Consider the following 26,343-nt stretch of genomic DNA (forward strand, 5'->3'; position numbering starts at 1 on the left):
AATGCATCCATACTAGCGATTTCGGCGCGCGGTAGAACAGGAAGTGCCGCCTAAGCTCTGGTGATCCTGATTACTTCATGCTCATAATGACAGATTGTCATTATCCAATCCGGACCTTGTTCGGCAGAATCGATCCCATGACACTGAGCGCATCGCACCCGCTGCTGGACGGCCGCACCACGGATTCACCGCTGATTTCCGCCTACCGGTCGCAGAAGCCGGCGCGCCGTCCGGTCTGGTTCATGCGGCAGGCCGGCCGCTCGCTCCCCGAATACCGCGAGGCGCGCAAGGGAGTGGCGATGCTGGACTCCTGCCTGCGCCCGGACCTGGCGGCGGAGATTACCCTGCAGCCGGTGCGGCGGCACGACGTCGACGCGGCCATCTTTTTCTCGGACATCGTGATTCCGCTCAAGCTTGCCGGAGTCGGCGTGGACATCGTCCCCGGCGTCGGCCCGGTGCTGGAGAGCCCGGTGCGCACCGCGGCGGATGTCGCGCGGCTGCCGCGGCTCACGGAGGAAGCCCTCGAACCGATCCGCGAAGCGGTGCGACTGACTGTCGCCGAGCTGGGCTCGACGCCGCTGATCGGGTTCGCCGGCGCCCCGTTCACGCTCGCCGCCTACATGGTCGAGGGCCGGCCGTCCCGCGACCACTTGGGCCCGCGGACGATGATGCACGCGGATCCTGACGCCTGGCGTGCCCTGAGTGAATGGGCCGCCGACGCGTCGGGCCTGTTCCTGAAGGCCCAGTTGGAGGCCGGGGCGAGCGCCGGTCAGCTCTTTGACTCCTGGGCCGGTTCGCTCGGCCTGCGCGACTACACCACCCACGTGGCCGCCGCCTCGGCCCGGTCTCTGGACCATGTGCGCGGCCTCGGTGCGCCCCTGGTTCACTTCGGCACCGGCACTTCCGAACTGCTCGTGGCCATGCGCGATGTCGGCGTCGACGTCGTTGGCGTGGACTACCGGCTTCCACTCGACGAGGCAAACCGCCGGCTGGGCGGAACTGTCGCCCTGCAGGGCAACATTGATCCGGCGCTGCTCGCGGCGCCCTGGCCGGTGCTGGAGGCCCATGTCCGCGAGGTCCTTGCGGCGGGGCAGTCGGCGCCCGGGCACGTGGTGAACCTGGGGCACGGGGTGCCCCCGGAGACCGACCCGGATGTGCTGACCGCCGTCGTCAAGCTGGTTCATTCGGTGGCTCCCTGATGCGCAGCCCCGCGGGACCGGGCCGCCGGGGCAGGCCCGGGAAGCGCACAGCCATCGTTGTTGGCGGCGGCGTGGCCGGCCTGGTGGCCGCGCGGGACCTGGCGGCAGCGGGCCGGGAAGTGACCCTGGTGGAGGCCACGCACCGGCTCGGCGGCATGGTGGGCCGCCACGAAGTCGCAGGGCTGACGCTGGACAGCGGAGCGGAATCCTTCGCCACGCGGTCCCCGGCGGTGTCGGAGCTGGCGGCGGAACTGGGCCTGGCAGACGCGATCGTCGCACCGGATCCGTCCGGGGCGTGGGTGCAGCTGCCGTGGGGCGCCGAACAGCTGCCCAAGACCGGCGTGCTGGGCATCCCGGCGGATGTCTGGGCTCCGGAAGTGCGGCGCACCTTGGGGGTGGCTGGCGCGCTGCGCGCCTCCCTCGACCGTTACCTCCCCGCCGGTTTCGGCCCCCGGGGCGATGTCGCCAGCGTCGCCGCGCTCGTCCGGGCGCGGATGGGCAAGCGGGTGCTGAAGCGGCTGGTCGAGCCCGTGGTGGGCGGAGTGCACTCGGCGGATCCCGCGATGCTCGACGTCGACATGGTGGCGCCGGGCCTGCGTGCCGGTGTGGCCACCCACGGTTCCCTGGCAGGGGCAGTCGCCGCGCAGCGCCGGGCAGCGAAGGCTGGTTCCGCCGTTGCGGGAATCGCCGGCGGGATGAACCGCCTCGTCGCCGCGCTGGAGGCGGACCTGCGCTCCCGGGGCGTGACGGTCCTGACGGGCCGGAGCGCGGACCGGCTGACCCGTGTGGACGGGCGCTGGCTGGTGGGCGCCGGTCCCTGGACGGGTGAGGCGGACGAGTTGGTGGTCGCCATCGACGGCCCCGCGGCCGCGGATCTGCTCGGCGACGCCGTGCCCGGCCTCGGAGAACTCGCACCGGCTCCCGGGCCCGACGTCAGCCTGGTGACGCTGGTGGTTGACATGCCCGAACTCGACCACGCGCCCCGCGGCACCGGAATTCTCGTCGCGCCGCAGGTGGACGGGGTCACCGCCAAGGCGCTCACCCACGCGACCGCGAAATGGGGTTGGCTGGCGGACGCCGCCGGGCCGGGGACGCACGTTCTTCGGCTTTCCTACGGCCGCGCCGGCGACGACCTGTCAGGCTACTCCGATTCGGACCTGTTCGATGCCGCCCTCGCCGATGCAACGACCCTGCTCGGCACCGGGGTGACTCCCGCCGACGTGCTCGGCTGGGACGTGGTGGCGTGGCCCGGGGCGCTGCCGTTCGCCGCCGTCGGGCACAAGCAGCGGGTGGCTCGCGTCCGGGCGCTCGTGGCCGCCCATCCCGGCCTGGCGATGGCCGGCGGATGGCTGGCTGGAAACGGCCTGGTGGCGGTGGTGGCTGATGCCCGGCGACAGGTGCGGACGCTGCTCGGCGGCGAGGCGCCGACTTTATAAAACCGTTACTTTTCGCCTAGGCTGGATGACCATGGTTGATCAAGAGCCCAGGAATGTTCGTGCCCGGACCGGATCCCAAGCCCCCGTTTTCCGTCGTGTTTCCGCTGTCGCTGCCGGTGCCGCCCTGGCTTTCGGAGCCGGGCTGCCCGCCGCTTCGGCGGCCGATTCAGGCGGCCTCAGCGGCGCCGCCCAGATCTCGGTCCTTCCCGCCCAGGGCGACCCGGATTCGTTCGATGAGACCCTGCTGTCCCTGGTGAACGACTACCGCAGCCGCCAGGGCCTCCGGCCGCTGACCTGGCATGCGGGCCTGGCCTCCACCGCGCAAAGCTGGTCCTCCACGATGGCCGCGAGCCGCACCCTCTCGGAGCGGCCGGACCTCGACACGCAGCTGGCGGGGGCCTGGTCGGACCTGGCCGAGAACATCGCGCTGGATGACACCGCGGAGGAAACCTTCGCTGACTGGACGGCGTCCCCGTCGTACCGCGCGAACCTGCTGAACCCGTCGTTCACCTCTGTCGGAATCGGCCACGCACCGTCCGCGTCGGGCCAATACGTCACCGAGGACTTCGGAGCATCGGCGGAGGCATCGCCGGCCACAAGCGCTCCCGCGCCTGCTCCGACTCCGACACCGACTGCGGCGCCCGGCTCGCCCTCCCCGGCGCCCGTGCCGACGGCGACGCAGCCAGCGGCGGCGCCGTCCCGGAAGCCGGCGGTCCAGGGCAGCGCGGGCACCACTGCGGCACCGAAGCCCTCCGCCGGTTTAGCCTCGACCGGTGGCTCCGCACCCGGCGCCCCGGCAACCACAGACCCGTCCAGTGCCGGCTCACCGCAGCGTCCGGCCACCGGCGCAACGCCCCCGCAGCCGTCCTCGGCTGCGGCCGTCCCTTCCCCGACGCCGTCGTCGTCCTCACCAAGCGCAACGGCGTCGGCCGCCCCGTGGACGTCCGGGTCCGGCCCGGCAGCGCTGAATGGCTCGGCGGTCCCCGGGCACCGGCCGACGCCGGGCTTCGTCGCCGACCTGTCCCGCTTCGGCAGCATCCCCAACACGGTGCTGCTGGGAATCGGGCTGCTGGGAGTTGCGGGGGCTTCGTTCGCAGCCTGGGGCATGCTGCGGCGCAAGGCCGCCGAACAGCGGATGCTGCTGTGAGATTGGCCACTTCTACGTGCTGTAGAAGGATTTTCGGGGCCGGGGGCCTCCGGCCGTTTCGACTTAGGGCGCGCCAAGGGGCAGACTGTAACCATGAGCCACACTTCTGCGGAATCTGTCACTAAAACCGCGTCGCAAGCACAGGCCTTCACGCTGTGGACCGTGTTCAAGCGCGACGCCGACGCCTCAGCCCCCGACGCCTCAGCTGCTGCCGCTTTCGACGAGCTGGCAGCCGGCTTTGCGGAGCAGAACATCACGCTCCGCGGCGCCTACGACGTCTCGGCCATGCGCGCCGACGCCGACGTCATGATGTGGCTCGTAGGTCCGTCGGCGGAAGGCCTCCAGGCAGCGGTGCGCCACATCCGCCGCAGCGCCCTGTTCACGGGAACCTCGATCGCCTGGTCGGCCATGGGCGTGCACCGCGAGGCCGAGTTCGCCAAGGACCACTCGCCGTCCTACTACCGGGGCGTGGCTCCGAAGGGCTGGGTCTGCGTGTACCCGTTCGTGCGCTCCTACGAGTGGTATGTGCTGCCCCCGGAGGAGCGCGGCAGGATGCTGCGCCACCACGGCCTGCTGGGCCGCGACTTCCCGCAGGTGCTCTCGAACACCGTTTCCTCGTTTGCCCTTGGCGACTGGGAGTGGATCCTGGGCCTGGAGTCCGACGACGTCGTCGACCTCGTGGACCTGATGCGCCACCTGCGCGCCACGGATGCCCGGATGCACGTGCGCGAGGAGATCCCGTTCTACACCGGCCGTCGCATCGAGGCCGCGGAGATCGCCGAGGTACTGGCGTGAGCGCGCCCTCCGGGACCGGCGAAGCGTCCACCGCTGTGAATCCGCAGACCGAGAAGGGCCGGATGGAGCCCAAGCCCTATGACGCCGTCCTGCTGGCCTCCTTCGGCGGCCCGGAAGGCCAGGACGACGTCATCCCCTTCCTGCGCAATGTCACCCGCGGCCGCGGCATCCCCGACGAACGGCTTGAGGAGGTTTCGCACCACTACCGTGCCTTCGGCGGCATCAGCCCCATCAACGCCCAGAACCGGGCCCTCAAGGCAGCTTTGGAAGCCGAACTGGAACGCCGCGGCATTGACCTGCCGGTACTCTGGGGCAACCGGAACTGGGACCCGTACATCCCGCAGGTGCTGCAGGATGCCTACGACGCCGGCCACCGCCGCCTGCTCACGATCACCACGAGCGCCTATTCCTGCTACTCGAGCTGCCGCCAGTACCGCGAGGATCTCGGCATGGCGCTGACCGAGACCGGTCTGGACGGCAAGCTGGAAGTGGACAAGGTCCGCCAGTACTTCGACCACCCCGGTTTTGTGGAGCCCTTCGTCGAAGGCACCGCGAAGGGGCTGGCCGACGTGCGCGCCCAGCTGGCCGCTGCCGGAACCCCGGATGCGCCGCTGCACATCCTCTTCAGCACCCACTCCATCCCGATGAAGGACGCGCATGCCTCCGGGAATTCCCCGGAGGAACCGCGCGAGTTCGAAGAGCACAGCGCTTATGTTGCCCAGCACCTTGCCGGCGCCCGCGCCATTATCGAACGTGTCGCCCCCGGAACCGAGTGGTCCCTGGTCTACCAGTCCCGTTCCGGGGCCCCGCATGTGCCGTGGCTGGAGCCGGACATCAACGACGCGCTCGAAGAACTTGCGGGCAAGGGCGTCAAGGGTGCGGTGATCGTGCCGCTGGGCTTCGTGAGCGACCACATGGAGGTCGCCTGGGACCTGGACACCGAGGCGCTGGAGACCTGCCGCGAGCTGGGGATTGCCGCGACCCGCGTGCCGACGCCCGGGGTGCACGAGAAGTTCGTGGCCGGCATGGTCGACCTGATCCTCGAACGCACCGTAGTGCCCGGCCGGCCCGAACTGACCGTCGCCGACCGGCCGGCGATGACCCGCCTCGGGCCCTGGTACGACGTTTGCCGTCCCGGCTGCTGCGCCAACCAGCGCGGCGAAAAGCCGACCATCGCCGGGGCCGACACCCGCATCGGCACCGGCTTTGAACCGGCGGGCACTGCTTCATGATCAGCGCCCGGATCGGAACCAGGGCCAGCGCGCTGGCCCTGACCCAGACCCAGCAGACCGCGGACCGGCTGGCAGCCGTCGGCGGGTTCAGCGTGGACCTGGTGCATGTGCGCACCGAGGGCGACGTGAACAAAGCGTCGCTCGCACAGATCGGTGGGACCGGCGTGTTCGTTGCTGCGCTGCGGGAGGCCCTGCTCGAGAACCGCTGCGACGTGGCGGTGCATTCGCTCAAGGACCTGCCGACCGGGGCCGCGCCGGGACTGACCATTGCATCCGTTCCGGCCCGTGCCGACGTCCGGGACGCGCTGTGCGCCCGGGACGGACTGCCCCTGTCCGGGCTGCCGGCTGGCGCCAAGGTGGGCACCGGGTCGCCGCGCCGCGCGGCCCAGCTGCGCGCCGTGCGGCCTGACCTGGAGATTGTGGACATCCGCGGCAACGTCGACACCCGGCTGGGACGGGTCGCCGGGCTCGTCGAGGGCGGCCGGGGCGACCTGGACGCCGTCGTGCTGGCCGCTGCCGGCCTGACCCGGCTGGGCAGGCTCGGCGCCGTGACCGAGTTCTTCGAACCGTCCGTGATGCTCCCGGCCCCGGGCCAAGGTGCCCTGGCGATCGAATGCCGCTCCGACGACGCCCCGCGGAAGGCCGGATCCACCACCGGGTCCCAAGGGGCGCTCGCGCAGGCGCTGGCCGCCATCGAGGACCCCGGAGCGCGCCATGAAGTCACCGCCGAGCGGGCCCTGCTGGCACGTCTCGAAGCCGGCTGCACCGCCCCGATCGGAGCCCTGGCATCCTTCACCGGGGAAGCCCTGAGCCTGGATGCCGTGGTGTGTTCGGACGACGGAACCCGGATCCTGCGCCGGTCCCGGCGGACCGAGGTGCTGACCGAAGTCGGAGCCACGCTCCTGGGCATCGAACTCGCCGAAGAACTGCTGGCCGACGGCGCCGCCGAACTGGCGGACCTGGCGGGACACTGACGGTGGCCCAAGCGGCGACACTGGCCGGCCGGAGAGTCGTCATCACGCGCAGCCCGGAGCGGGCGGCGGTGCTGGCGGACGCCGTGGCCGACGCCGGCGGGCGGCCGCTGCTGATGCCGCTGATCGACTTCGAAACCGCACCCGAGCCGGCACTGCTGGACCGGGCCCTCCGTTCCCTGGCCGGCGGCGCCTACCGCTGGCTCGTGGTCAGCAGCGCCACCACTGTCCTGGCCTTGCGGCGCGCCGCCGAGGCCCGCGGGATGCCGCTGGCGTCCGTGGTCCCGGGCACCGTGCGGATCGCCGCCGTCGGGGCCGCCACCCGCCGTGCGCTCGAGGCCCAGGGGCTCAAGGTCGACCTCGTGCCGGCGGAGCCCCAGTCCGCGGCCGGGCTGCTCTCGGTCTGGCCCGCCGGGGCTGGCACGGTGCTCCTGCCGCAGGCCGACATCGCGGCCCCCCTGCTGCGCGACGGGCTGGTTGGCACCGGCGCCGACGTGACCGCCGTAGCGGCCTACCAGACCGTGAACTTCCCGGCGCGGCCGGAGCACAGGCTCAGTGACGCCGCGGAAGAGAGCGGGTCCGGCGGCGGGCGCCCGCTGCACACACCGGCGGAGGTCCGCGCGCTGCTCGACGACGCCGTACCCTCCGCCGTCGTCGCAGCATCAGCCAGCGCCGCCCGCAGGATCGTCTCGTTGCTCGGCCCGCTGCCGGCCTCGGCCCGGTTCGTGGCCATCGGAGCCGCGACCGCCGCAGAGGCAGCACGCCTGGGCCAGCCGGTCGCCGCCGTCGCCCCCGCACCGACGCCGGAAGGCGTCCTGTCCGCACTTGCGGAGGCCTTCGGACCCTCCGCCCCGCCGAACCAACCATCCGCCTCGACAGCGAAGGAAACACTGTGAGCTTCCCGCACCACCGCCCCCGCCGGCTCCGCACCACGCCCGCCATGCGCCGGCTGACCGCCGAATACCGCCTCGATCCGGCCGAGCTGATCCTGCCCGCCTTCATCCGCGAAGGCCTCACCGAGCCGTCCCCCATCACCTCCATGCCCGGCGTCGTGCAGCACAACACCGACTCACTCAAGCGCGCCGCGGCCGAAGCCGTCCGGCTCGGGGTGGGCGGCATCATGCTTTTCGGCGTGCCGGAAACCCGCGACGCCGCCGGCAGCGCCTCCCTGGACCCGGTCGGAGTGCTGAACCAGGCGATCCGCGACGTGCGCGCGGAAGTGGGCGATGACCTGGTGGTGATGAGCGACGTCTGCCTGGACGAGTTCACCGACCACGGGCACTGCGGCGTGCTCGCCGCCGACGGCACGGTCGACAACGACGCCACGCTGGAAATCTACGGCCGGATGGCGGTGGCCCAGGCTGAGGCAGGGGCCCACGTGCTGGGGCCGTCCGGCATGATGGACGGACAGGTCGCGGTGATCCGCCAGGCTCTTGACGACGCCGGCCACCAAGGCACCTCCATCGTCGCCTACGCCGCCAAGTACGCCTCCGCCTTCTACGGACCGTTCCGCGAAGCCGTCGATTCCCAGCTGCAGGGGGACCGGCGGACCTACCAGATGGATCCCGCCAACCGGCGCGAAGCGATGCTGGAAGTCGAGCTGGACCTCGAGGAAGGCGCGGACATGATCATGGTCAAGCCGGCCATGAGCTACCTCGACATCCTCGCCGACGTCGCCGCCGCCTCCCCGGTACCCGTCGCCGCCTACCAGATCTCCGGCGAATACGCGATGATCGAAGCAGCGGCTGCCAACGGCTGGATCGACCGCCGCCGCTCGATCGAGGAATCCGTCCTCAGCATCAAGCGGGCCGGCGCCAACATGATCCTGACCTACTGGGCTTCCGAGCTCGCCGGCTGGCTGCGGGCCTGATCCAGGGCCCCGGCCGCCGCTTACTTTCCGAAAGGTGAACCCTTCATGACCTCCTCCCTGGACCTGTTCGAGCGGGCGCGCCGGCTGATGCCCGGCGGTGTGAACTCTCCGGTGCGCGCGTTCGGCTCCGTCGGCGGCACGCCGCGCTTCATGGTGTCCGCGAACGGCCCCTACCTGCACGACGCCGACGGCAACGAGTATGTGGACCTGGTCTGCTCCTGGGGGCCGGCCCTGCTCGGCCACGCCCACCCGGACGTGCTGGCCGCTGTCCACGCGGCCGTCGACCGCGGCCTCTCCTTCGGCGCTTCGACCCCTGCCGAAGCGGAACTGGCCGAGCTGGTGCTGGGACGGGTGGCTGCCGTCGAGCGCTTGCGCATGGTCTCCACCGGCACCGAAGCGACGATGACGGCGGTCCGCCTCGCCCGCGGCTTCACCGGCCGCAACCTGGTGATCAAGTTCGCCGGCTGCTACCACGGGCACCTGGACGGCCTGCTGGCCTCTGCCGGTTCCGGCGTCGCCACGCTCGCCCTGCCCGGCTCTGCCGGCGTCACCGAGGCCACCGCGGCCGAGACGCTGGTGCTGCCGTACAACGACCTGGAGGCCGTGCGCGAGGCGTTCGCCGCCCACGGCAGCAACATCGCTGCCGTCATCACCGAGGCGGCGCCGGCCAACATGGGCGTCGTCACGCCGGGGGAGGGCTTCAACGCCGGACTGGCCGAGATCACCGCCGCGCACGGGGCGCTGCTGATCCTGGACGAGGTGCTCACCGGCTTCCGTACCGGCCCCGGCGGCTTCTGGGGCCTGACGTCCCCGCTGGAGGGCCACTGGCGCCCTGACCTGTTCACCTTCGGAAAGGTCATCGGCGGCGGCATGCCTGTTGCTGCGCTCGGTGGCCGCGCGGACGTAATGGACTACCTCGCGCCGCTGGGGCCGGTGTACCAGGCCGGCACGCTCTCCGGCAACCCGATCGCGATGGCGGCAGGCGTCGCGACGCTCAAGGCTGCCACCACCGAGGTGTACGAGACCGTGGACGCGCGTTCGCTCGAGCTGTCCTCCGCCCTCTCCGCCGCACTCACCGCAGCGGGAGTGGACCACTCGGTGCAGAGGGCCGGGAACCTCTTCAGCGTCGCGTTCGGCACCTCCGCGAACGGCGTGCACAACTACGCCGACGCCCAGGCGCAGGAAGCGTTCCGTTATGCGCCGTTCTTCCACTCGATGCTCAACGCAGGGGTCTATCTGCCGCCGTCGGTGTTCGAGGCGTGGTTCCTCTCCGCTGCGCACGACGACAAGGCCATGGAGCGCATCCTGGCCGCGCTGCCGGGGGCGGCGCAGGCCGCGGCCGCCGCGAAGCCCGCCGAAGCGTAAAGTTTCCGGAGACCTTCGCGCAGGAAAAAGCCCGCCGGACCGCATGCGGTCCGGCGGGCTCTTCGCTTCGGGACAGTCAGAGAACGTCGGAGAGGAAGCTCTTCAGGCGCTCGGTGCTCGGGGCCGTGAACAGCTGCTCCGGCGCCCCGCTCTCGACCACAACGCCGCCATCCATGAACGTCACCGTGTCCGAGACGTTCCGCGAGAAGCCCATCTCGTGCGTGACGACGACCATGGTCATACCGCCCTTGGCGAGGTCCGCCATGAGCGCCAGCACGCCCTTGACCAGCTCGGGGTCCAAGGCGGAGGTCGCCTCGTCGAAGAACATGACTTCGGGCTTCATGGCCAGTGCCCGGGCGATGGCCACGCGTTGCTGCTGGCCTCCGGAAAGGTTGCCCGGCCGCGCGTCGGCCCTGTGCTTCAGCCCGACGAGGTCCAGCTGTTCCAGTGCCTCGGCCCGGGCCTGCTCCTTCGGGAGCTTGCGCAGCTTCCGCAGGGCCAGCGAGACGTTCTCGACGACGGTCTTGTGCGGGAACAGGTTGAACTGCTGGAAGACCATGCCGATCCGCTGTCGCAGCTCATCCGGGTTGTCCTTGAGCACGGACCGGCCGTCGAGCAGGATGTCGCCCTGGTCCGGTTCGATCAGGCGGTTCATCACGCGCAGCAGCGTCGACTTGCCGGAGCCGGAAGGGCCGATCACCGACGCCGTGGTGCCCTTTTCGACCTGCAAGTCGATGCCGCGGAGCACGTGGTTGGAGCCGAAGGACAGGTGCAGGTTGCGGGCCGTGAGGCTCCCGGAGGTGAACGCGCTCATGCCTGGGCTCCCTTCCCGACCACCGCGGCGGCGTCGTCCGGCTGTCGCTTCTCCGGGCGGCCGGTGCGCAGCCGGTGATCAATGAAGTTGACGAAGTGCGTCAACGGGATGGTCAGCACGAGGTACAGGATGGCAGCCGCGATCAGCGGGGAAAGGTTCCCCGAATTCGCGGTCGCATCGTTGCCCACCCGGAAGATCTCCCGCTGGCTGGCCAGCACGCCGATGAAGTACACCAGCGACGAGTCCTTGATCAACGCAATGAACTGGTTCACCAGCGCCGGCAGGACGCGGCGGATCCCCTGCGGGACCACCACGAGCCGCATTGACGCGTTGTACCCGAACCCCAGCGCCCGGGAAGCCTCCAACTGGCCCTTCTCCACGCTCTGGATGCCGGACCGGAAAATCTCGCCGATGTAGGCAGCGGCCATCAGGGACAGGGCCATGATGCCCAGCGGGAACGGATTGGAGCTGCCGGTCAGCTCACGCACGACCGGCCCGAGGCCAATGCTGATGATCAGGATGACCACCGCCGCCGGCAGACCGCGGAAGATGTCCGTGTAGACCCGGGCGATCCAGCGCAGCGGCCCGGTGCGGGAAACGCCCATGACCGCCAGGAGCATGCCCGCGACGGAACCGATGATGGCGGAAGAGACGGCCAGGATGAGGGTGTTGGGGAGGCCCACCGTCAACAGGGAGGGGATGACTTCCGCCATCGCCTCCCAGTTGAAGAAGGTGTTGAGGAACTGGGAAAAATCCATAGGCTAGCTCTTCGGCAGGACCGAGGCCTTGCTGCCCGGCTTCCAGTTCTTCGGGGTTTCGCGCTCCGGGTACCACTGCTTGGCCAGCTTGGACCAGGTGCCGTCCTTGACCACGGCGTCCAGCGCCGAGTTGAGGGCATCGATCAGCGGCTGGTTCTTGCTGTTCACCGCGAAGGCCGTGAAGTTCTGCGTGTTGATGGTCTTCTCGACGATGGCGGTGCCGTCGCCGGCCTTCACCTGCCCGGTGGCCTGCTGCGACGGGGCGACCCAGGCGTCCACCTGGCCGTTCTTCACGTTCGCGTAGGCGGTGTTGTAATCCGGGAAGCGGACCGGCTCAATCTTGAGCGTGTTGGTCACGTAATCGTCCTGCACGGTGCCCTGCACCACGGCGATGCGGGTGTCCTTCGTCAGGTCCTTGAAGCCCTTGATCTTCCCGTCGGTCTTCGCGACGACGGCCATGTAGCCGAAGTCGTAGCCGTTGGTGAAGCCCACTGACTGGCGGCGCTTGTCCGTGGTGGAGATGGAGGAGGAGCCGACGTCGAACTTCTTGTTCTGCACCTGGGCGAGCAGGGCGGAGAAGTCGGTGGCCGCGAACTGGACCTTCAGCCCGAGCTTGGCAGCCATCGCCTTGAGCAGCTCATTGTCGAAGCCGGTGAAGTTGCCGCTCTTGTCGATGAAGATGTTCGGCGGCGCATCCGAGAGGGTGCCCACGTTGAGTGTGCCGTCGCTGATCAGGCCGAGCTTGGTCTTATCGATCTTGTCGAGGGCGGTGACGTCCTTGGTGGTGTACTTGTCCAAGGTCTGCTGGTCGCTGCCCGCGAGGGCATTCGTGGGGGAGGAGTTGGAGGTGCTGCTGCCGCCGCACGCGGCCAGCGAAACAGCCAGGGCGACTGCCACGGGAACAGTGGACAGCCACTTCAGGGCTTTGGTCTTCATCAGGCAATCACTTTCGTAGAGCTGCATAACTGAGCGGTCCACTCTCTGGCGGACGGGCCCGGGGGGAGCCGCGGGGCGACGGGCCGGGGCGTAACCGGCCGAACTAAATTATGTCAGCAGCGTCCACGATGCGGCCGCGGTGAACTTTTGGCGTCACAAACGCCCTTCAGCCGAACAAATGCGCATCCACGCGGAGGCTTGGGCGGCAAGCACTCCGCCGCGGCCCGAATCACTGGAATCCTCGACGCCCGGCGGGCCGAGGTGGGGACAGCCGGCTCCCGTGTGAGATTTGTCCCACCAAGGTCAGCTCAGCACGGGCCAGGACCCCTCCACGACGGCGTCCGGGCGGTGCCGCCGCAGATAGTCCTGGAAGTCGGCCGCCTGCTCGGCGGCCCAGAGGACCTGCGAGTCATGCAGCTGGCTGGCCTCGGCTCGCAGCTGGGGGTACTGGCGGGCCATCGCGTCCGCGAGCTGGATGGTGGCCAACGCATCAGCGGCGGAGGTATGGGCGTGGTCCAAGGCGATGCCGTACGCGTCGCACAGGGCACCCAGAGTGCGCCGCCCGCGCCGGTACCGGTTCACCGCCTTGTCCAGCACGAAAGGATCGAGCACGGGCCGGGGCAGCGGGAAGACGGCACCGTGCCGCCGGCATTCGGCCCCCAGCACGGTGAAGTCGTACGGGGCGTTGAATGCGAAGACCGGCACGCCGCGCCGGAACAGCCCGGCAAGCGTCGACGCCACCTCGGCCGTGACCTGCGCCGCCGGCCTGCCGTCGGCGCGGGCCCGCGCGTCCCAAACGCCGTGGATCGCGGAAACCTCGGGTGGAATCGGCACCCCGGGGTCGGCGAGCCACTCGTGGTGTTCCAGCACTCCGCCGTCCGCGCCGACCACGACAATGGACGCCGTCACGAGGCGGGCGGTCCGCGGGTCCCGGCCGGTGGTCTCGACGTCGAATGCGGCCCGGGGGAGAAGGGTCCAGAAGTCCATGGGCTCACGTTATGGGCCGCCACCGACAGTGTGGCGCTGACACGGCCGGCGGCCGGTCCGGCGATAAGGTGGAAGCCATGCGCGCTGACTTCACCGAGGCTGTTTTGGAGGTGGCAGCGCTGATCCCGGAAGGCGCGGCGCTGGCGTACGGGGACATCGCCGAACTGCTCGGTTCCGGAGGCCCGCGGCAGGTCGGCTCGGTCATGTCGCATTCCGGCCCCGATTCGGGCCCTGACTCGGGCCCTGAAGGACGCTTCCGGCCCCTGCCGTGGTGGCGGGTGATCAGGGCCAGCGGCCACCCGCCCGACGACTTGGCGTCCGAGGCCCTGGACCATTACCTCGCCGAGGGCACCCCGCTGCGGGGCACGCCCGGACACGGAAGCTGGAGGGTCGATTTGGACCGCGCGCGGTGGCAGCCCGATGCGCTCGCCTTCGATCGGATCGACGAACTCGCGCTGGGGCTTTCCGCCGCGAAACTGTCGGCCGCGAAACTGTCGGTGCCCGGTGATGAGGTGGACGCATGAAGGATCTTCCCCCGCTTCGCCTGCTGGCGTCCCAGGAACCGGAGGCTGCGGCGCCCGTGCTCGACGCCGGCCAGCAGGGCATCGTCGCCCTGGAGCACGGCAGCGGTCCGGTGCTCGTATGGGGAGCACCGGGGACCGGCAAATCGACGGTGCTCGTGGAAACAGCTGTCCGGCGCATCGTCGAGGACGGCGTGGACCCGTCCGGCGTGCTGCTGTTGGCCCCGAACCGCCTCGCAGCGGACCGGTTGCGGAACCGGCTCACCTCGCGGCTGCAGCGTTCGCTCAGCACGGCGCCGGCCCGGACGTGGGCGTCCTACGCGTTCGACGTCCTGCGCCGCGCCAAAGTCGAGGGCCGGCTGCCGTACGTGGAGCGTGCCCCGAAGCTGCTCTCGGGCCCGGAGCAGGACCTGATCATCCGCGAGCTGCTCGAAGGCCACCGGCACGGACTGGGCGCGGCGGTGCCGTGGCCGGAGGGCCTGGCTGCTGCGCTGGGCACGAGGGGCTTCCGGCAGGAAATCCGGCAGCTCTTTGACCGGGTCATCGAATACGGAATTTCCGCCGCAGAGCTCGCGGAGCTGGGACGGTCCGGCGGCCGGCAGGACTGGGTGGCCGCGGCGCAGCTCTACAGCGAGTACCGGGACGTGATCGACCTGCGGATGCCGGAGGCGTTCGACCCGGCCGGAGTCATCACCTCGGTGGTCCAGCTCTTCCAGGACCAGCCGGACTTCCTGGTCGAGGAACACGCCCGCCTGGCCCTGATCCTCGTGGACGATATCCAGGAAGCCAACCGGTCCGTGCACAGCCTGCTGACCCTGCTTGGCCGCGGCCGCGACGTCGTCGTCACGGCCTCGCCCGACACGGTAGTGCAGGGCTTCCGCGGTGCGCGGCCGGATCTGGCCGGCGGCCTGCGCAGCAGCCTGGACGACGGCTGCGGCGTCACCGAGGCCGTGTTGTCGGCGTCGCACCGCATGGATGAGCGGATCAGTGAGGTGTGGAAGGGCCTCGCCCAGCGCATCTCGCAGAGCCAGGGCGGCCACAAGGCCCGCCGGCTCGAACCTCTGCCCGCAACGGATCAGGACCAGGGCGGCTCCCCGGCCGTCAGTGCGCATCTGGTCGCGTCCCCGGTCCATGAGATGCGCTTCGTGGCGGAACGCCTGCTGTACCTGCAACTGCACGAAGGCCGGCGGCTGGCGGACATGGCCGTCATCGTCCGCACCGGCGGCCAGCTGGCCCAGCTGCAGCGCTTCCTCAGCGGCGAGGGCATCCCGGTGAAGGTGCCGGTCGCCGAGAATGCCGTCAGGGATGAAGCCGCCGTACGCCCCCTGCTGGAGGCCTTCCGGGTGGTCCTGGATCCGTCCGCCCTCGACGCCGAGACCGCCGTGGCGCTGCTGACGTCCCGCATCGGGCGCACCTCGGCGGTCGCCCTGCGCCGGCTCCGGCAGGCACTGCGCCGCGAGGAGCGGCTGGGCGGCGGGGGACGCGGAAGCGACACGCTGCTGGTGGAGGCGCTGCAGGATCCTGCGCATCTGGCGTCCCTGGGCTGGGAGGCGCGGCAGGCGGTGCGGATCGCGACGATGCTGGCAGCCGGACGGCAGGCAGCCGCCCAACCGGGGGCAAACGCCGAAACGGTGCTGTGGGCACTGTGGTCCGAGTCCGGCTGTTCGGATTACTGGGCGCGGCTGGCGCTGCAGGGCGGTCCCGCCGGCGTCCGGGCCGACCGTGACCTCGATGCCATGATGGCGCTGTTCCAGACCGCGGAGCGCTACGTGGACCAGCTGCCGGGGTCGACGCCGGGGCAGTTCCTGGAGTACCTGCTGAACCAGGAGCTCCCCATGGACACTCTGGCCGCGCGCGCCCAGCGCCGGGACGCCGTCGAACTGCTCACCCCTGCCAGCGCGGCGGGCCGCGAGTGGGCGGTGGTGGTCGTGCCGGGGCTGCAGGACGGCGTGTGGCCGAACACGAAGCTGCGTGGGGAGCTGCTGGGCAGCACCGAACTCGTCGAGGTGCTCGAGCGCGGTCCGGCAGCGGCCCGGCTCGGCGCGGCCGCCCGGCTGCGGGAGATCCGCTATGACGAGCTGCGCAGCTTTTCCGCCGCCGTCTCCCGTGCCCGGGAACGGCTGATCTGCACCGCCGTCAGTTCCGAGGACCAGCAGCCCTCACCGTTCCTGGACTACGTGGACCCGTGGGAGCCCGGGGACGATCCGGGCGGCCAGCGTCCCGTGGAGGAGGTCGGCCGGCCGATGACGCTGCGCTCGCTGGTGGCAGAGCTGCGCTGCGTGCTCGCCGACCCGTCGGCCCGGGACCGCCATGAGGAAGCGGCGCGCGTGCTGGGCCGGCTGGCAGCCGAGGAGGTCCCCGGCGCCGCGCCCGGCCAGTGGTGGGGTTTGCTGCCGCTCAGTTCGACCGAGCCGCTCGTCCCCGCCGGAGGCCGTGTTCCGGTCTCGCCGTCGAAGGTGGACGCGGTGCACAAGTCGCCGTTGAACTGGTTCATCCAGGCGGCCGGCGGGGAGGCTGCCACGGACTTCGCCCGCAGCCTCGGAACCTTGGTGCACGCCATCGCCCAGGACCTGCCGGACGCCAGCGGCAGCGAGTACGCCGCGGAACTGGCCAAGCGCTGGCCGTCGCTGGGCATGAAGGAGAACTGGGAGGGCCAGCTCGACTACCGTCGCGCCGAAAAGATGGTACGCAAGCTGGCCGAGTACGTCATCCGGATGCGCCAGGAGGGGCGCGGCCTGCTCGCGACCGAACAGGACTTCGGGGTGGAGCTGGAAGGCTCCGGGCACACCGTGCTGCTTCGCGGCCAGGTCGACCGGCTGGAGACCGATGCCGAAGGCCGCCTGGTCATCGTGGACCTCAAGACAGGGCGGAGCAAGCCGACGGCGGACGAGCTGGCGCTGCACCCGCAGCTGGGGGCCTACCAGGCGGCAGTGCTGGCCGGGGCCTTCGACGCTTTGGCCCGGCAGGGGGACGTCCCGGCTCCGGGAGGTGCGATTCTGGCGCAGCTGGGCACGGACACCAAGGACGTCGGCATCCAGCACCAGGACGCGCTGGCCCAAGACGGGGACTGGGCGACGCCGCTGGTGCTCGAAGCGGCTTCCCTGATGGCGTCCGCGACGTTCCTGGCCCGGCACGACCCGAAGAAGTACGGGTTCGGCAGCCGGTGCGCGGTGCCGGAAGTATGCCCGCTGTGCAGCGACGGAAAGCAGGTCACCGAATGAACGCCCGGATCACGCCGGAGGAGCTCGCCGGGCTGCTCGGACAGAACCCACCCACCGCCGAACAGTCGGCGATCATCAGCGCCCCGCTCGAGCCGATGCTCGTCGTCGCCGGGGCCGGTTCGGGCAAGACCACGACCATGGCGGACCGGGTGGTCTGGCTCGTCGCCAACGGACTGGTGCTGCCCGAGGAGATCCTGGGCGTCACCTTCACCCGCAAGGCCGCCGGGGAGCTCGCCGCGCGCATCCGGCGCCAGCTGGCCAAGCTTTCGCGGCTGGCGCGCAGCGGCACAGTGGAGCTCGCAGCAGCAGCCGGCGCGGAGGACGCGCTTGAACCGAAGGTGTCCACCTACCACTCCTACGCCAGCGGCATCGTGGCCGACCACGGGCTGCGGCTGGGCATCGAGCGGGACGCGGTCGTCCTCGGCGGCGCACAGTCCTGGCAGCTTGCTGCAGAGGTCGTGGAAGCCTACGACGGCGAGTTCAGCCACTTCGCCTACGCCAAGTCCACCCTCGTCAGCTCGGTGATCCGGCTCGCAGGTGAATGCGCCGAGCACCTTCAGGACCCGTCGGACGTCCGGTCCGTCCTGGACGGCTACGCCGCGTCCCTGGATGCGCTGCCGTACATCGAGGGGAAGAAGAACGCCCCCACGCAAAAGGTGCGGGACCTGCTCGACGTGCTGCGCACCCGGGCGAGCGTGGCAGCGATGGTCGCCGAATACGGCAGGGCGAAGCGGGTGCGCAATGCCATGGACTACGGGGACCTGGTCGCGCTGGCGGCCCGCATTGCGGTGGAGGTGCCGCAGGCCGGGGATGCAGAGCGCGAACGTTACAAGGTCGTCCTGCTGGATGAGTTCCAGGACACCTCCCATGCCCAGCTGCAGCTTTTCTCCCACCTCTACGGCGGCGGCCACCCGGTCACGGCGGTGGGGGACCCCAACCAGTCCATCTACGGCTTCCGGGGCGCGTCCGCGGGCCAGCTGTTCCGCTTCCCCGAGTTGTTTCCCCGGGCGGACGGCACACGGGCCCGAACCGCCGAGCTCACCATTGCCTGGCGCAACGCCGTGAACGTGCTCGAGGCGGCCAACGCCATGTCCACCGTGCTCAACGGGTCCGCCGCGCGCCGGCACGCCGGGTCGGCCGTGCGGGTTTCCCCGCTGCGTACCCGGCCGGCTCCCGATACCGGCGAGGTCGTGCTGGCCCGGTTCGGGACCGCGGAAGAGGAAGCCGAAGCGATCGGCGACGAAATCCTGCGGCGCAGGCCCTCCTTCGGCGGCGGACCTCACGACGGCGGAACAGCGCTGACGGTCGCCGTGCTCTGCCGCCGCCGGGCGCAGTTCGAGCAGGTCCGGTCCAGCCTGGAGCTCCGGAACATCCCCTACGAAATCGTCGGCCTGGGCGGCCTGCTGAGCACCCCGGAGATCGTGGACCTTGTCTCCATGCTGCGGGTGCTCGCGGACCCGGGCCGCTCGGATGCGCTGATGCGGCTGATCAGCGGCGCGCGCTGGCGGCTCGGCGCCGCGGACCTGATGGCCTTTGCCGAATGGTCCCGTTTCCTGGCCCGCCAGCGTGAGTTCGCGGCGTCGGGGCCGGCCGACGACGACCTTGCCGCCCAGCAGGACGGGGCACCGGAGGACCAGGTGCTGGAACAGGACCTGGTGGACGACTCCAGCCTCGTGGAGGCCCTGGACCGGCTGGAGGCCGGGTACTGGCCCCGGCAGCTGCACCGCACACTCAGCGAGGCTGCACGGGAAAGGCTGCTGTGCCTGCGCGACGAGCTGCGGCACCTGCGCTCCTTCGTCAGCGACGACCTCACCACGCTGCTCGGCGAAGTGGAGCGCACCATGCTGCTCGACATCGAGGTCGCTGCCAAGCCCGGACCCGGACTGCACCACGCCCGGCGGAACCTCGACGCGTTCCAGGACGCTGCCTCCGGTTTCGTCCAGTCCGCGGACCGGGTGGACCTGCTCGCCTTCCTGTCCTGGCTCGAGGCGGCCGCGGCGGAGGAAGGAGGCCTGGAGATCACCCAGGCCGATGTCAACGAGCACGCGGTCCAGCTGCTGACCGTCCACGCCTCCAAGGGACTCGAATGGGACCTGGTCTTCGTCCCCGGCCTGAACGACGGAGCGTTTCCGTCCAAGAGCGTCGACCGCTGGTCCACGGGCGCGGCGGCCCTGCCCTGGCCGCTGCGCGGGGACAGCGGGGACCTGCCCGAGTGGGACCTGACAGCGCCGGACCAGAAGGGCTGGCTGGAGAACGAGAAGCGCTACGCGGCGGACGTGGCTGTCCACGGCGAGGAGGAGGAACGCCGGCTCGCCTACGTTGCCTTCACCCGCGCCCGCAGCACGCTGGTCTGCAGTTCCTCGGCGTGGATCGGCGGCCGGGTCAAGCCCGCGGCCCCGTCCCGGTTCCTGGCCGAACTGCATGAGCTCGCCGCGGAGAGGCCCGAGTGCGTGCGGGTGGCCGCCTGGGTAGCGGACGAGGACCTCGGGGAGCAGAACCCGCTGGTCCAGGAGGCACTGACGGCAGCCTGGCCCTACGACCCGCTCGAAGGACCGGTGGACGCGGACGGGGAGCCGCTCCGGCCGTTGCGCGGCCGACGCGCGGTCCTGGAGGCAGCCGCTGCCCGGGTCCTGCAGGAAGAAGCACGGTGGCGGGACGAAGCGGCAGCCGGCGCTCCCGACGGGGAGCAGACAGGATGGGCGCGGGAAGCGGATCTGCTGCTGGCACGCCGGCTCATCGACGAGGACCGGTTCACCGTCGAGCTCCCGCAGCACATATCGGCTTCCCTGCTGGTGGAACTCGGCCGCGATCCCGGGAAGGTCACCCGGCAGTTGCGGCGGCCGGTGCCGCGCCGGCCCGGCATGGCGGCCCGGAAGGGCACGGCGTTCCACAGCTGGGTGGAGGAGTACTACGGCACCACCGGCCAGCTGGAGCTGGACGAGGCGCCGGGCGCCGACGCCTACGTGGACGAAGCCTACGGCCTGCAGGAAATGGTCGAGGCCTTCAAGGCGTCCCCGTGGGCCCAGCGCGCGCCGGCGCACGTCGAGGTCCCGATCGAGACCCAGGTCGGGGGTGTCGTCGTGCGCGGCCGGATCGATGCGGTGTTCCGGGACAGCGACGGTTCCTGGGACCTGATCGACTGGAAGACCGGAGTGGTGCCGACCGGCCGGGACCTGGCCGAGAAGGCCGTACAGCTGGCGGTGTACCGGCTCGCCTGGGCGCGGTTGCGGGACATCCCGTTGGAGCAGGTCAAGGCTGCGTTCTACTACGCCGGCCCAGGCGAGCTCGTGCGCCCGCTTGACCTCGCCGGCGAAGCGGAGCTCGAAGACATCATTGCCCGGTCGCTCAGCCGGTCCGCGGCCGCCGAAACGGTCAGCCGCGGCTGAGCATGAGCTGATCCGGGGGCGAGCCCCGGTTTACTAGCGCGTCACGGACGGGAAACGGTGCCGTTCGCGGGCGATTCAGGACCCGCGGCGTCGTCAGTGTGCGTGTCGTCGTCTGCGGGGATCGGGGCAACGGAGAACTTCGCCGGCGCTTGCCGGGCCGGTGCGGGCTCCTTGGCCTGCGACACGTCCCGGGCATCTTTGGCTTCCCCCGCATCAGCCGGTTCCGCCGGTTGGGCCTGAGGCGCCGCGTCCGCCGGATCGGCGGGAGCCGCAGCATTGGCGGGAGCCGCCGCGGCGGAGGGCGGCGAGGACGGGGCCGGCGGGGCGGAGGGTGCGGGCGGGGGCTCGACGCTGATCGGCTGACCGCCGTACTGGGCGATGTCCGACTCCAGGGCCGCGAGCATCTCCTTGGCTTCGGCCACCATCCGGCCGTCCTCGGCCGCGATGCCCTTCACCAGCCACTGCGCCAAGGCGAACTCGGCGGACAGCGCGGCGCGCCGGATCAAATGCCGGTCAGGAGCATCCTTGCGGCTGGCGGAGTAGGACTCGAGGATCGCGTCCACGAACTTCTGGTTGTTCGCGGCAACCAGCCACGCGAAGTCATCGGCCGGGTCTCCGACGCGCAGATCGGTCCAGCCCGTGACGGCTATGACCCGCTCGCCTTCGACGAGAATGTTGTCCTCGTGCAGATCCCCGTGCACCACGCACGGCTTGAACCGCCACAGCGCCACGTCCTCGAGGGCATGCTCCCAACGCCGCAGCAGGGCCGCCGGAATCTGGCCGGTCGTGGCGGCCTGGTCCAGTTCGTTGAGCTTGCGCTGGCGGAATTCGTTCGCGGTATAGCTGGGCAGGTCCGCATCCTGCACGATGGAGGGCGGCAGGTCGTGGATGGCGGCCATGGCGGCGCCGAGTTCGCGGGACATCCGGGCCGAACCCCGGGTGAGGTCCTCGATGCTGCGGGTCCTGCCGCTGAGGTGCGAATAGACGAAGGTCGTGAGCTCGCCCTGCCGGACGGTGCCGGCGACGGTGGGCATGAGAAACGGCAGCTCCGCGCGGATGGCCGGGCTGAAGACGCGCAGCACCAGCAGCTCCGTCTCCAGCCGGGTGCTGGCCTCGATGTGCCGGGGGGACCGTACCCGCCACCGTTTGCCCGCCGAGTCGAGCAGCAGCGCGGCATCGAAGTCCGCCGCATCGTCGGGGGCCGAACTGACGGCGGTCGGCGCCAGGCCGGGCACGGCTGCGCTGGCCACAGCTGCCAATTCGATAGGTGTTCGTCTCACTCTTCCACCGTAGAGCGCCCCGCCCGCATCACCGCGGATGGGTCTGCGGCGAGTCGCCCGACGGTGCCGCAGACAGTACGGTAGAACCATGACCCCTTTGGACCCCGCCACCCGCTCCCTTCCCGGAGAATTCCAGGTCCACGAACCGCCGGAACAGCTGCTGCCCTGGCGAACTGCGGTGCTGGACCGGGGATCGGCCCGCCGGGCGGACCCCGGTCACCTCGAGTCGGTCCTCTCCCGCCCGTCCACACGGGTGATGGTGATGGGACGGAGGGAGACCCTCATCCACGAGGGCCGGATCGTGTTCCTGGCGTCCGGCGAGATTGAGACCGTGAGCGAGCCGTCCGGCCCGGTCATCTACCTCGGATCGGCCCTGGCCGGTTCCGGCTTGCCGGATGGCACCGACGTGGTCCTGGTCGGTCTGGCCGACCGTCCGGACCCTTCTACGATCCCCGGTGTCCCTGACGGGACGGCGTGGGCCGGCTTCCGCGAGGTGGCGACGGAGCTGCCCGCGACCGACGCGGGCATCTTCATTGAGGCCAGCGCCATTTCCAACTGGCACGACACGCACCGGCACTGCCCGCGCTGCGGGGCCGCGACCGACGTCGAACAGGGCGGCTGGGTCCGGCGCTGCCCGGAGGACAAGAGCGAACACTTCCCGCGCACGGACCCCGCCATCATCGTCACGGTCATAGGCCCCGACGACCGTGTGCTGCTGGGCGGCAGCGGCGCCTGGGACGCCAAGCGCTACTCGACGCTGGCTGGCTTCGTTGAACCCGGCGAGTCCCTCGAGCAGGCCGTGATCCGGGAGGTCGGCGAGGAGGTCGGTGTGACGGTGCACAGCCCGCAGTACCTCGGTTCGCAGTCCTGGCCCTTCCCGGCATCGCTGATGCTCGGGTTCACGGCACGCACCGAAGACCGCGAGGCGACGCCCGACGGCGTCGAGGTGACCCGGGCGCGCTGGTTCAGCCGGGAGGAACTGCAGGCCGCCGTCAGCAGCGGGGAAATCCTGATCTCCACCCCCGCGTCGATCGCGCGGGCGCTGATCGAGCAGTGGTACGGCGGACCCATCGTGGACCGGCCGGTGGAGGACTAGCCGCTCCATGCCATTCCAGCACGATCACGGGGGAGCGGAGACCGACGACGGGTCCTCGCCCGAAGAACGCATCCTCGGCGCCCTGGACGAGGACCAGCGGGCTGTCGCGAGCACCCTCGCCGGCCCGCTCTGCGTCCTTGCGGGCGCGGGCACCGGCAAGACCCGGGCCATCACCCACCGCATTGCCTACGGGGTGCAGACCGGCGTCTACAACCCGCAGCGGCTGCTCGCCGTCACCTTCACCGCCCGCGCGGCGGCCGAAATGCGCAGCCGGCTCCGAGACCTGGGCACCGGCGCTGTGCAGGCCCGCACTTTCCACGCCGCGGCCCTCCGGCAGCTGCAGTTCTTCTGGCCGCAGGCTGTCGGCGGTCCGCTGCCGGGCCTGCTGGACCACAAGGCCAACGTCATTGCCGAGGCCGCCCGGCGGCTGCGGCTGAGCACCGACCGCGCAGCCATCCGGGACCTCGCCGCTGAACTGGAGTGGGCCAAGGTCTCCATGCTGACGCCGGCGAACTACTTGGAAGGATCCGAGGGCCGCGGCGAACCCGGCGGTTTCGACCGCACCACCGTTTCCCGGCTCTTCCAGGCCTACGAGGACCTGAAGACTGACCGCAATGTCATCGACTTCGAGGACGTCCTGCTGATCACCGTCGGCATTCTGCAGGAGGATCCGAAAGTCGCCGCGACGGTGCGGGACCAGTACAGGCATTTCGTCGTGGACGAATACCAGGACGTTTCCCCCCTGCAGCAGCGCCTCCTGGATCTCTGGCTCGGCGGCCGCGACGAACTGTGCGTCGTCGGCGACGCGAGCCAGACAATCTACTCCTTCACCGGCGCGACCTCCGCGCACCTGCTCCAGTTCACTGCCCGCTACCCGGGGGCGCAGGTGGTCAAGCTGGTGCGCGACTACCGCTCGACGCCCGAGGTGGTCCAGCTGGCGAACTCGCTGCTCGCGGGACGGCGCAGCGCCGGCCCGCGGGCGGACGCCGGCTGGTCCGCTCCGCTGGAACTCATCGCACAGCGCCCGCACGGGCCGGCGCCGAGCTACACCGAGTGCAGCGATGACGAGGCCGAGGCCGCCGACGTGGCGCGCCGGATCAAGGCCCTGCTCGACGACGGCGTGAAGGCCAGCGAGATCGCCGTACTCTTCCGCACCAACGGCCAGTCCGAGGCGTACGAACAGGCGCTTGCCTCCGCCGGCATCGGCTACCAGCTCCGCGGCGGGGAGCGTTTCTTCGCCCGGCGGGAAGTGCGCGACGCACTGCTGCAGCTGCGGGCCGCCGCCCGTTCCGCGGGAAGCGAACCCGTAGGCCAGGTGGTTCGCGACGTGCTCGCCACCCTCGGCTACACGCCGGAAGCACCTCAAAGCGGCGGCGCCCTCCGCGAACGCTGGGAGTCGCTCGCGGCGCTGGTGTCGCTGGCGGACGAGCTCGTCGCCACCCGCGGGGACGACCCGGCGCACTTCAGCCTGGCCGAATTCGTGGCCGAACTGCAGGAACGGTCCGTGGCCCAGCACGCGCCCGCCGTGCAGGGGGTGACGCTTGCCTCGCTGCACTCGGCCAAGGGCCTGGAATGGGATGCGGTGTTCCTGGTCGGCCTGAGCGAAGGCCTGATGCCGATCTCCTTCGCGGACACACCCGAGGCGGTCGACGAGGAGCGACGGCTGCTCTATGTGGGCATCACGCGTGCCCGCGAACACCTGGCGCTGAGCTGGTCCACGTCCCGCACCCCGGGCGGCCGCGCCAACCGCAAGCCGTCCCGGTTCCTGGACGGACTGCGGCCCAATTCGTCGGCCTCCGTGAGCGGCGGCGCGGCAGCACCCCGGCAGCGCCGCCGGAGCACGGCGCCGGCACAGTGCCGGGTCTGCGGCACCATGCTCTCCAGCGGCGCCGAGCGCAAGACGGGCCGCTGCAGCAACTGCCCGCCGACCTACGACGAGCAGACCTTCGAGGCATTGCGCCAGTGGCGGCTTGAGGAAGCGCAGAAAGCGTCCATGCCGGCGTTCGTGGTTTTCACCGACGCAACGCTGGTGGCGATCGCCGAGGCACGGCCGGCGTCGCTGCAGGACCTGGGCCGTCTGGCCGGCGTCGGGCCCGCGAAGCTCGAGCGCTACGGCGAAGCAGTGCTGGAGATCCTCGGAACCGACGCCGCCAGCTGAAACCGGCACCAGCAGCGCGGGTGCGGCGCGCACGGTTCCAGCGACGGCGCGCCGTCCGCGGAGCGCAGGCGCAGCACCGCGGACCAGGTGGCGGGACGGTGCAAACCGTCCAGGTGCAGCAGAACCTGCAGGGCCGCCAGGCCGGCGGTGGCCGCGGCAAGCGCTGACTCCTCCCCGCTGCCGGCGTCCCGTGCCAGCTGTTCCGCGACCGCGGGCCACGCCTCGTCGGCGTCGGCCCGCTGCCGCTCGATGCAGTCCAGGCAGGCTGTGGCCCCGGGCACCACCAGCGGGCCGACGATACTGTCCTGTTCGCGCAGCAGCACCGCCAAATGCGGCCGACCGGAGGCCAGCAGCCGCTCCCTCTCCGCGGCCGGCACCACCTCCGAACCGACGATGACTTCCAAGCCGGGTGCCGCTCTGGACGGCAGAGGAGCGCCGGGGTGCCGGATACGGGCGGACACTGCCGGGGCGAGCTGGGCAAGCCGCCGGCGAACGGCAGCCGCGCGCGGCATGCCCAGCTCGGCCGGCCCAAACGAGGCAGCACCCAGATCCTTCGGAAGGACCGGGCGTGGATCGTCGAGGAGGATTGTGCCCACTCCGGCGGAGGCGAGGTGCTGGGCCAGCGCGGCGCCCGTGCGTCCCAGTCCGGTGACGCACACCGACGCGGCCGCGCGGCGCCGCAGCACCGCGGCTCCGTCGCGCCGGTAGACGGCAGACCAGTGCGCGGCGTCGGCCCTGGCGCGTTCGGCGGCTGGACCCACGGGCTGCGCCGGATTTGTTCCTGAGGGGAAGACCGCATCGCCGAGCGCGGCCAGCAGTTCTTCCGCCTCCGGCTCCTCCAGCCCGCAGCCGGCCGCGACCTCCGCGAGCTCGGTGTCAGGGAAACCGTCCCGGAGCCTGTCGATGAAGGCACGGGCCGGCGCCGACAGTCCCTCAACGACGATGCCGCCGGAGGTGGATCCGAGCTGCAGGCTGTCCGGCCGCCTGAGCACTGTCCGCAGTCCCGGATTCAGCCTCACGATGTGCTCCCTCCTGCCGTCGGCCGCGCTCCTGCCCGGCCCGTGCCTGACATGCTCGCAGAGCCCGCGACGCCGAGGCGGGTTGTCCACAGCACCGGCCGCCCATAGGGCGAGGCCATCCACAAAGGGCACCGTGCGGCCGGGGACGGGGA

20 protein-coding genes are annotated in these 26,343 nt (G+C 70.9%); 14 read left to right on the forward strand and 6 right to left on the reverse strand.

What is annotated here, in order from left to right; genetic code table 11:
• The first annotated feature begins 137 nt into the window (after positions 1-137).
• The 9 genes from hemE (at position 138) to hemL (ending at position 10,015) form a co-directional block, all read left to right on the forward strand.
• On the forward strand, positions 138-1,199 hold the full coding sequence (gene hemE / locus KIH31_RS09990) for a uroporphyrinogen decarboxylase (protein WP_250545794.1): 1,062 nt from the start codon (positions 138-140) through the stop codon (positions 1,197-1,199).
• A complete protein-coding gene (gene hemG / locus KIH31_RS09995; protein WP_214426977.1) occupies positions 1,199-2,635 on the forward strand; it encodes a protoporphyrinogen oxidase in 1,437 nt (478 codons plus the stop codon). The genes hemE and hemG overlap by 1 nt, the downstream gene beginning before the upstream one ends.
• Before the next feature lie 31 nt (positions 2,636-2,666).
• Entirely contained in the window at positions 2,667-3,782 is a 1,116-nt protein-coding gene (locus KIH31_RS10000; protein ID WP_214426978.1) for a CAP domain-containing protein, read from the forward strand.
• A gap of 93 nt (positions 3,783-3,875) precedes the next feature.
• The gene (gene hemQ, locus KIH31_RS10005; RefSeq protein ID WP_214426979.1) at positions 3,876-4,577 is read left to right on the forward strand and encodes a hydrogen peroxide-dependent heme synthase; all 702 of its coding nucleotides are present in this window, start codon (positions 3,876-3,878) and stop codon (positions 4,575-4,577) included.
• A gap of 62 nt (positions 4,578-4,639) precedes the next feature.
• Positions 4,640-5,809, forward strand: coding sequence for a ferrochelatase (locus tag KIH31_RS10010; RefSeq protein WP_214427251.1), 1,170 nt, complete (start codon positions 4,640-4,642; stop codon positions 5,807-5,809).
• Positions 5,809-6,783 (forward strand): hydroxymethylbilane synthase, encoded by a 975-nt coding sequence (gene hemC / locus KIH31_RS10015; RefSeq protein WP_214427252.1) that lies wholly within the window; start codon positions 5,809-5,811, stop codon positions 6,781-6,783. Before KIH31_RS10010 ends, hemC begins: the two co-directional genes overlap by 1 nt.
• Before the next feature lie 2 nt (positions 6,784-6,785).
• On the forward strand, positions 6,786-7,676 hold the full coding sequence (locus KIH31_RS10020) for a uroporphyrinogen-III synthase (RefSeq protein ID WP_307857611.1): 891 nt from the start codon (positions 6,786-6,788) through the stop codon (positions 7,674-7,676).
• A complete protein-coding gene (gene hemB / locus KIH31_RS10025; RefSeq protein WP_214426980.1) occupies positions 7,673-8,650 on the forward strand; it encodes a porphobilinogen synthase in 978 nt (325 codons plus the stop codon). The genes KIH31_RS10020 and hemB overlap by 4 nt, the downstream gene beginning before the upstream one ends.
• Positions 8,651-8,695: 45 nt before the next feature.
• On the forward strand, positions 8,696-10,015 hold the full coding sequence (hemL, locus tag KIH31_RS10030) for a glutamate-1-semialdehyde 2,1-aminomutase (RefSeq protein WP_214426981.1): 1,320 nt from the start codon (positions 8,696-8,698) through the stop codon (positions 10,013-10,015).
• Positions 10,016-10,091: 76 nt separating this feature from the next.
• Here the strand turns inward: hemL and KIH31_RS10035 are convergent, their stop codons facing one another.
• The 4 genes from KIH31_RS10035 to KIH31_RS10050 form a co-directional block, all read right to left on the reverse strand.
• On the reverse strand, positions 10,092-10,829 hold the full coding sequence (locus tag KIH31_RS10035; RefSeq protein WP_214426982.1) for an amino acid ABC transporter ATP-binding protein: 738 nt from the start codon (positions 10,827-10,829) through the stop codon (positions 10,092-10,094).
• A complete protein-coding gene (locus tag KIH31_RS10040) occupies positions 10,826-11,587 on the reverse strand; it encodes an amino acid ABC transporter permease (protein ID WP_214426983.1) in 762 nt (253 codons plus the stop codon). The genes KIH31_RS10035 and KIH31_RS10040 overlap by 4 nt, the downstream gene beginning before the upstream one ends.
• A 3-nt stretch (positions 11,588-11,590) precedes the next feature.
• Positions 11,591-12,523, reverse strand: a complete 933-nt coding sequence (locus tag KIH31_RS10045; RefSeq protein ID WP_214426984.1) for an ABC transporter substrate-binding protein — start codon at positions 12,521-12,523, stop codon at positions 11,591-11,593.
• A 303-nt stretch (positions 12,524-12,826) separates the two neighbouring features.
• Positions 12,827-13,510 carry a 3'-5' exonuclease gene (locus tag KIH31_RS10050; RefSeq protein ID WP_214426985.1) on the reverse strand — a complete coding sequence of 228 codons (684 nt, stop codon included), beginning with the start codon at positions 13,508-13,510 and terminating at the stop codon, positions 12,827-12,829.
• A 77-nt stretch (positions 13,511-13,587) separates the two neighbouring features.
• Here KIH31_RS10050 and KIH31_RS10055 point away from each other — a divergent pair, with 77 nt between their 5' ends.
• Genes KIH31_RS10055 through KIH31_RS10065 form a run of 3 tightly spaced genes read left to right on the forward strand, consistent with a single transcriptional unit; the run spans position 13,588 to position 20,638 of the window.
• On the forward strand, positions 13,588-14,034 hold the full coding sequence (locus KIH31_RS10055) for an MGMT family protein (protein ID WP_214426986.1): 447 nt from the start codon (positions 13,588-13,590) through the stop codon (positions 14,032-14,034).
• Positions 14,031-17,252: an ATP-dependent DNA helicase gene (locus KIH31_RS10060; protein ID WP_214426987.1), complete on the forward strand. Its 3,222-nt coding sequence runs from the start codon at positions 14,031-14,033 to the stop codon at positions 17,250-17,252. Before KIH31_RS10055 ends, KIH31_RS10060 begins: the two co-directional genes overlap by 4 nt.
• Entirely contained in the window at positions 17,249-20,638 is a 3,390-nt protein-coding gene (locus KIH31_RS10065) for an ATP-dependent DNA helicase (protein WP_250545796.1), read from the forward strand. Before KIH31_RS10060 ends, KIH31_RS10065 begins: the two co-directional genes overlap by 4 nt.
• Before the next feature lie 41 nt (positions 20,639-20,679).
• On the opposite strand, the gene KIH31_RS10070 is transcribed toward KIH31_RS10065, so the two are convergent.
• On the reverse strand, positions 20,680-21,918 hold the full coding sequence (locus tag KIH31_RS10070) for a macrolide 2'-phosphotransferase (RefSeq protein ID WP_214426989.1): 1,239 nt from the start codon (positions 21,916-21,918) through the stop codon (positions 20,680-20,682).
• An 88-nt stretch (positions 21,919-22,006) separates the two neighbouring features.
• Between KIH31_RS10070 and nudC the strand changes: the two genes are divergently transcribed.
• Positions 22,007-23,014, forward strand: a complete 1,008-nt coding sequence (gene nudC, locus KIH31_RS10075) for an NAD(+) diphosphatase (protein WP_214426990.1) — start codon at positions 22,007-22,009, stop codon at positions 23,012-23,014.
• A gap of 7 nt (positions 23,015-23,021) precedes the next feature.
• Complete coding sequence (locus tag KIH31_RS10080) at positions 23,022-25,172, forward strand: ATP-dependent DNA helicase UvrD2 (protein ID WP_214426991.1); 2,151 nt, start codon at positions 23,022-23,024, stop codon at positions 25,170-25,172.
• Here the strand turns inward: KIH31_RS10080 and KIH31_RS10085 are convergent.
• Complete coding sequence (locus KIH31_RS10085) at positions 25,124-26,191, reverse strand: ThiF family adenylyltransferase (protein ID WP_214426992.1); 1,068 nt, start codon at positions 26,189-26,191, stop codon at positions 25,124-25,126. The two genes, KIH31_RS10080 and KIH31_RS10085, sit on opposite strands and share 49 nt — an antisense overlap.
• Positions 26,192-26,343 lie beyond the last annotated feature (152 nt).

It is taken from the genome of Paenarthrobacter sp. DKR-5 (assembly GCF_018531425.1).
In the GTDB taxonomy this organism is placed as follows: Bacteria; Actinomycetota; Actinomycetes; order Actinomycetales; family Micrococcaceae; genus DKR-5.

Excerpts from the sequence above, each read along its gene's own strand:
- KIH31_RS10060 (WP_214426987.1), top strand. The coding sequence starts at position 14,031 with ATGAAGGATCTTCCCCCGCTTCGCCTGCTGGCGTCCCAGGAACCGGAG.
- KIH31_RS10065 (WP_250545796.1), top strand. The coding sequence starts at position 17,249 with ATGAACGCCCGGATCACGCCGGAGGAGCTCGCCGGGCTGCTCGGACAG.
- KIH31_RS10000 (WP_214426978.1), top strand. The coding sequence starts at position 2,667 with ATGGTTGATCAAGAGCCCAGGAATGTTCGTGCCCGGACCGGATCCCAA.
- KIH31_RS10010 (WP_214427251.1), top strand. The coding sequence starts at position 4,640 with ATGGAGCCCAAGCCCTATGACGCCGTCCTGCTGGCCTCCTTCGGCGGC.
- hemG (WP_214426977.1), top strand. The coding sequence starts at position 1,199 with ATGCGCAGCCCCGCGGGACCGGGCCGCCGGGGCAGGCCCGGGAAGCGC.
- KIH31_RS10045 (WP_214426984.1), bottom strand. The coding sequence starts at position 12,523 with ATGAAGACCAAAGCCCTGAAGTGGCTGTCCACTGTTCCCGTGGCAGTC.
- KIH31_RS10035 (WP_214426982.1), bottom strand. The coding sequence starts at position 10,829 with ATGAGCGCGTTCACCTCCGGGAGCCTCACGGCCCGCAACCTGCACCTG.
- KIH31_RS10050 (WP_214426985.1), bottom strand. The coding sequence starts at position 13,510 with ATGGACTTCTGGACCCTTCTCCCCCGGGCCGCATTCGACGTCGAGACC.
- hemQ (WP_214426979.1), top strand. The coding sequence starts at position 3,876 with ATGAGCCACACTTCTGCGGAATCTGTCACTAAAACCGCGTCGCAAGCA.
- nudC (WP_214426990.1), top strand. The coding sequence starts at position 22,007 with ATGACCCCTTTGGACCCCGCCACCCGCTCCCTTCCCGGAGAATTCCAG.
- KIH31_RS10080 (WP_214426991.1), top strand. The coding sequence starts at position 23,022 with ATGCCATTCCAGCACGATCACGGGGGAGCGGAGACCGACGACGGGTCC.
- hemL (WP_214426981.1), top strand. The coding sequence starts at position 8,696 with ATGACCTCCTCCCTGGACCTGTTCGAGCGGGCGCGCCGGCTGATGCCC.
- KIH31_RS10040 (WP_214426983.1), bottom strand. The coding sequence starts at position 11,587 with ATGGATTTTTCCCAGTTCCTCAACACCTTCTTCAACTGGGAGGCGATG.
- hemE (WP_250545794.1), top strand. The coding sequence starts at position 138 with ATGACACTGAGCGCATCGCACCCGCTGCTGGACGGCCGCACCACGGAT.
- KIH31_RS10055 (WP_214426986.1), top strand. The coding sequence starts at position 13,588 with ATGCGCGCTGACTTCACCGAGGCTGTTTTGGAGGTGGCAGCGCTGATC.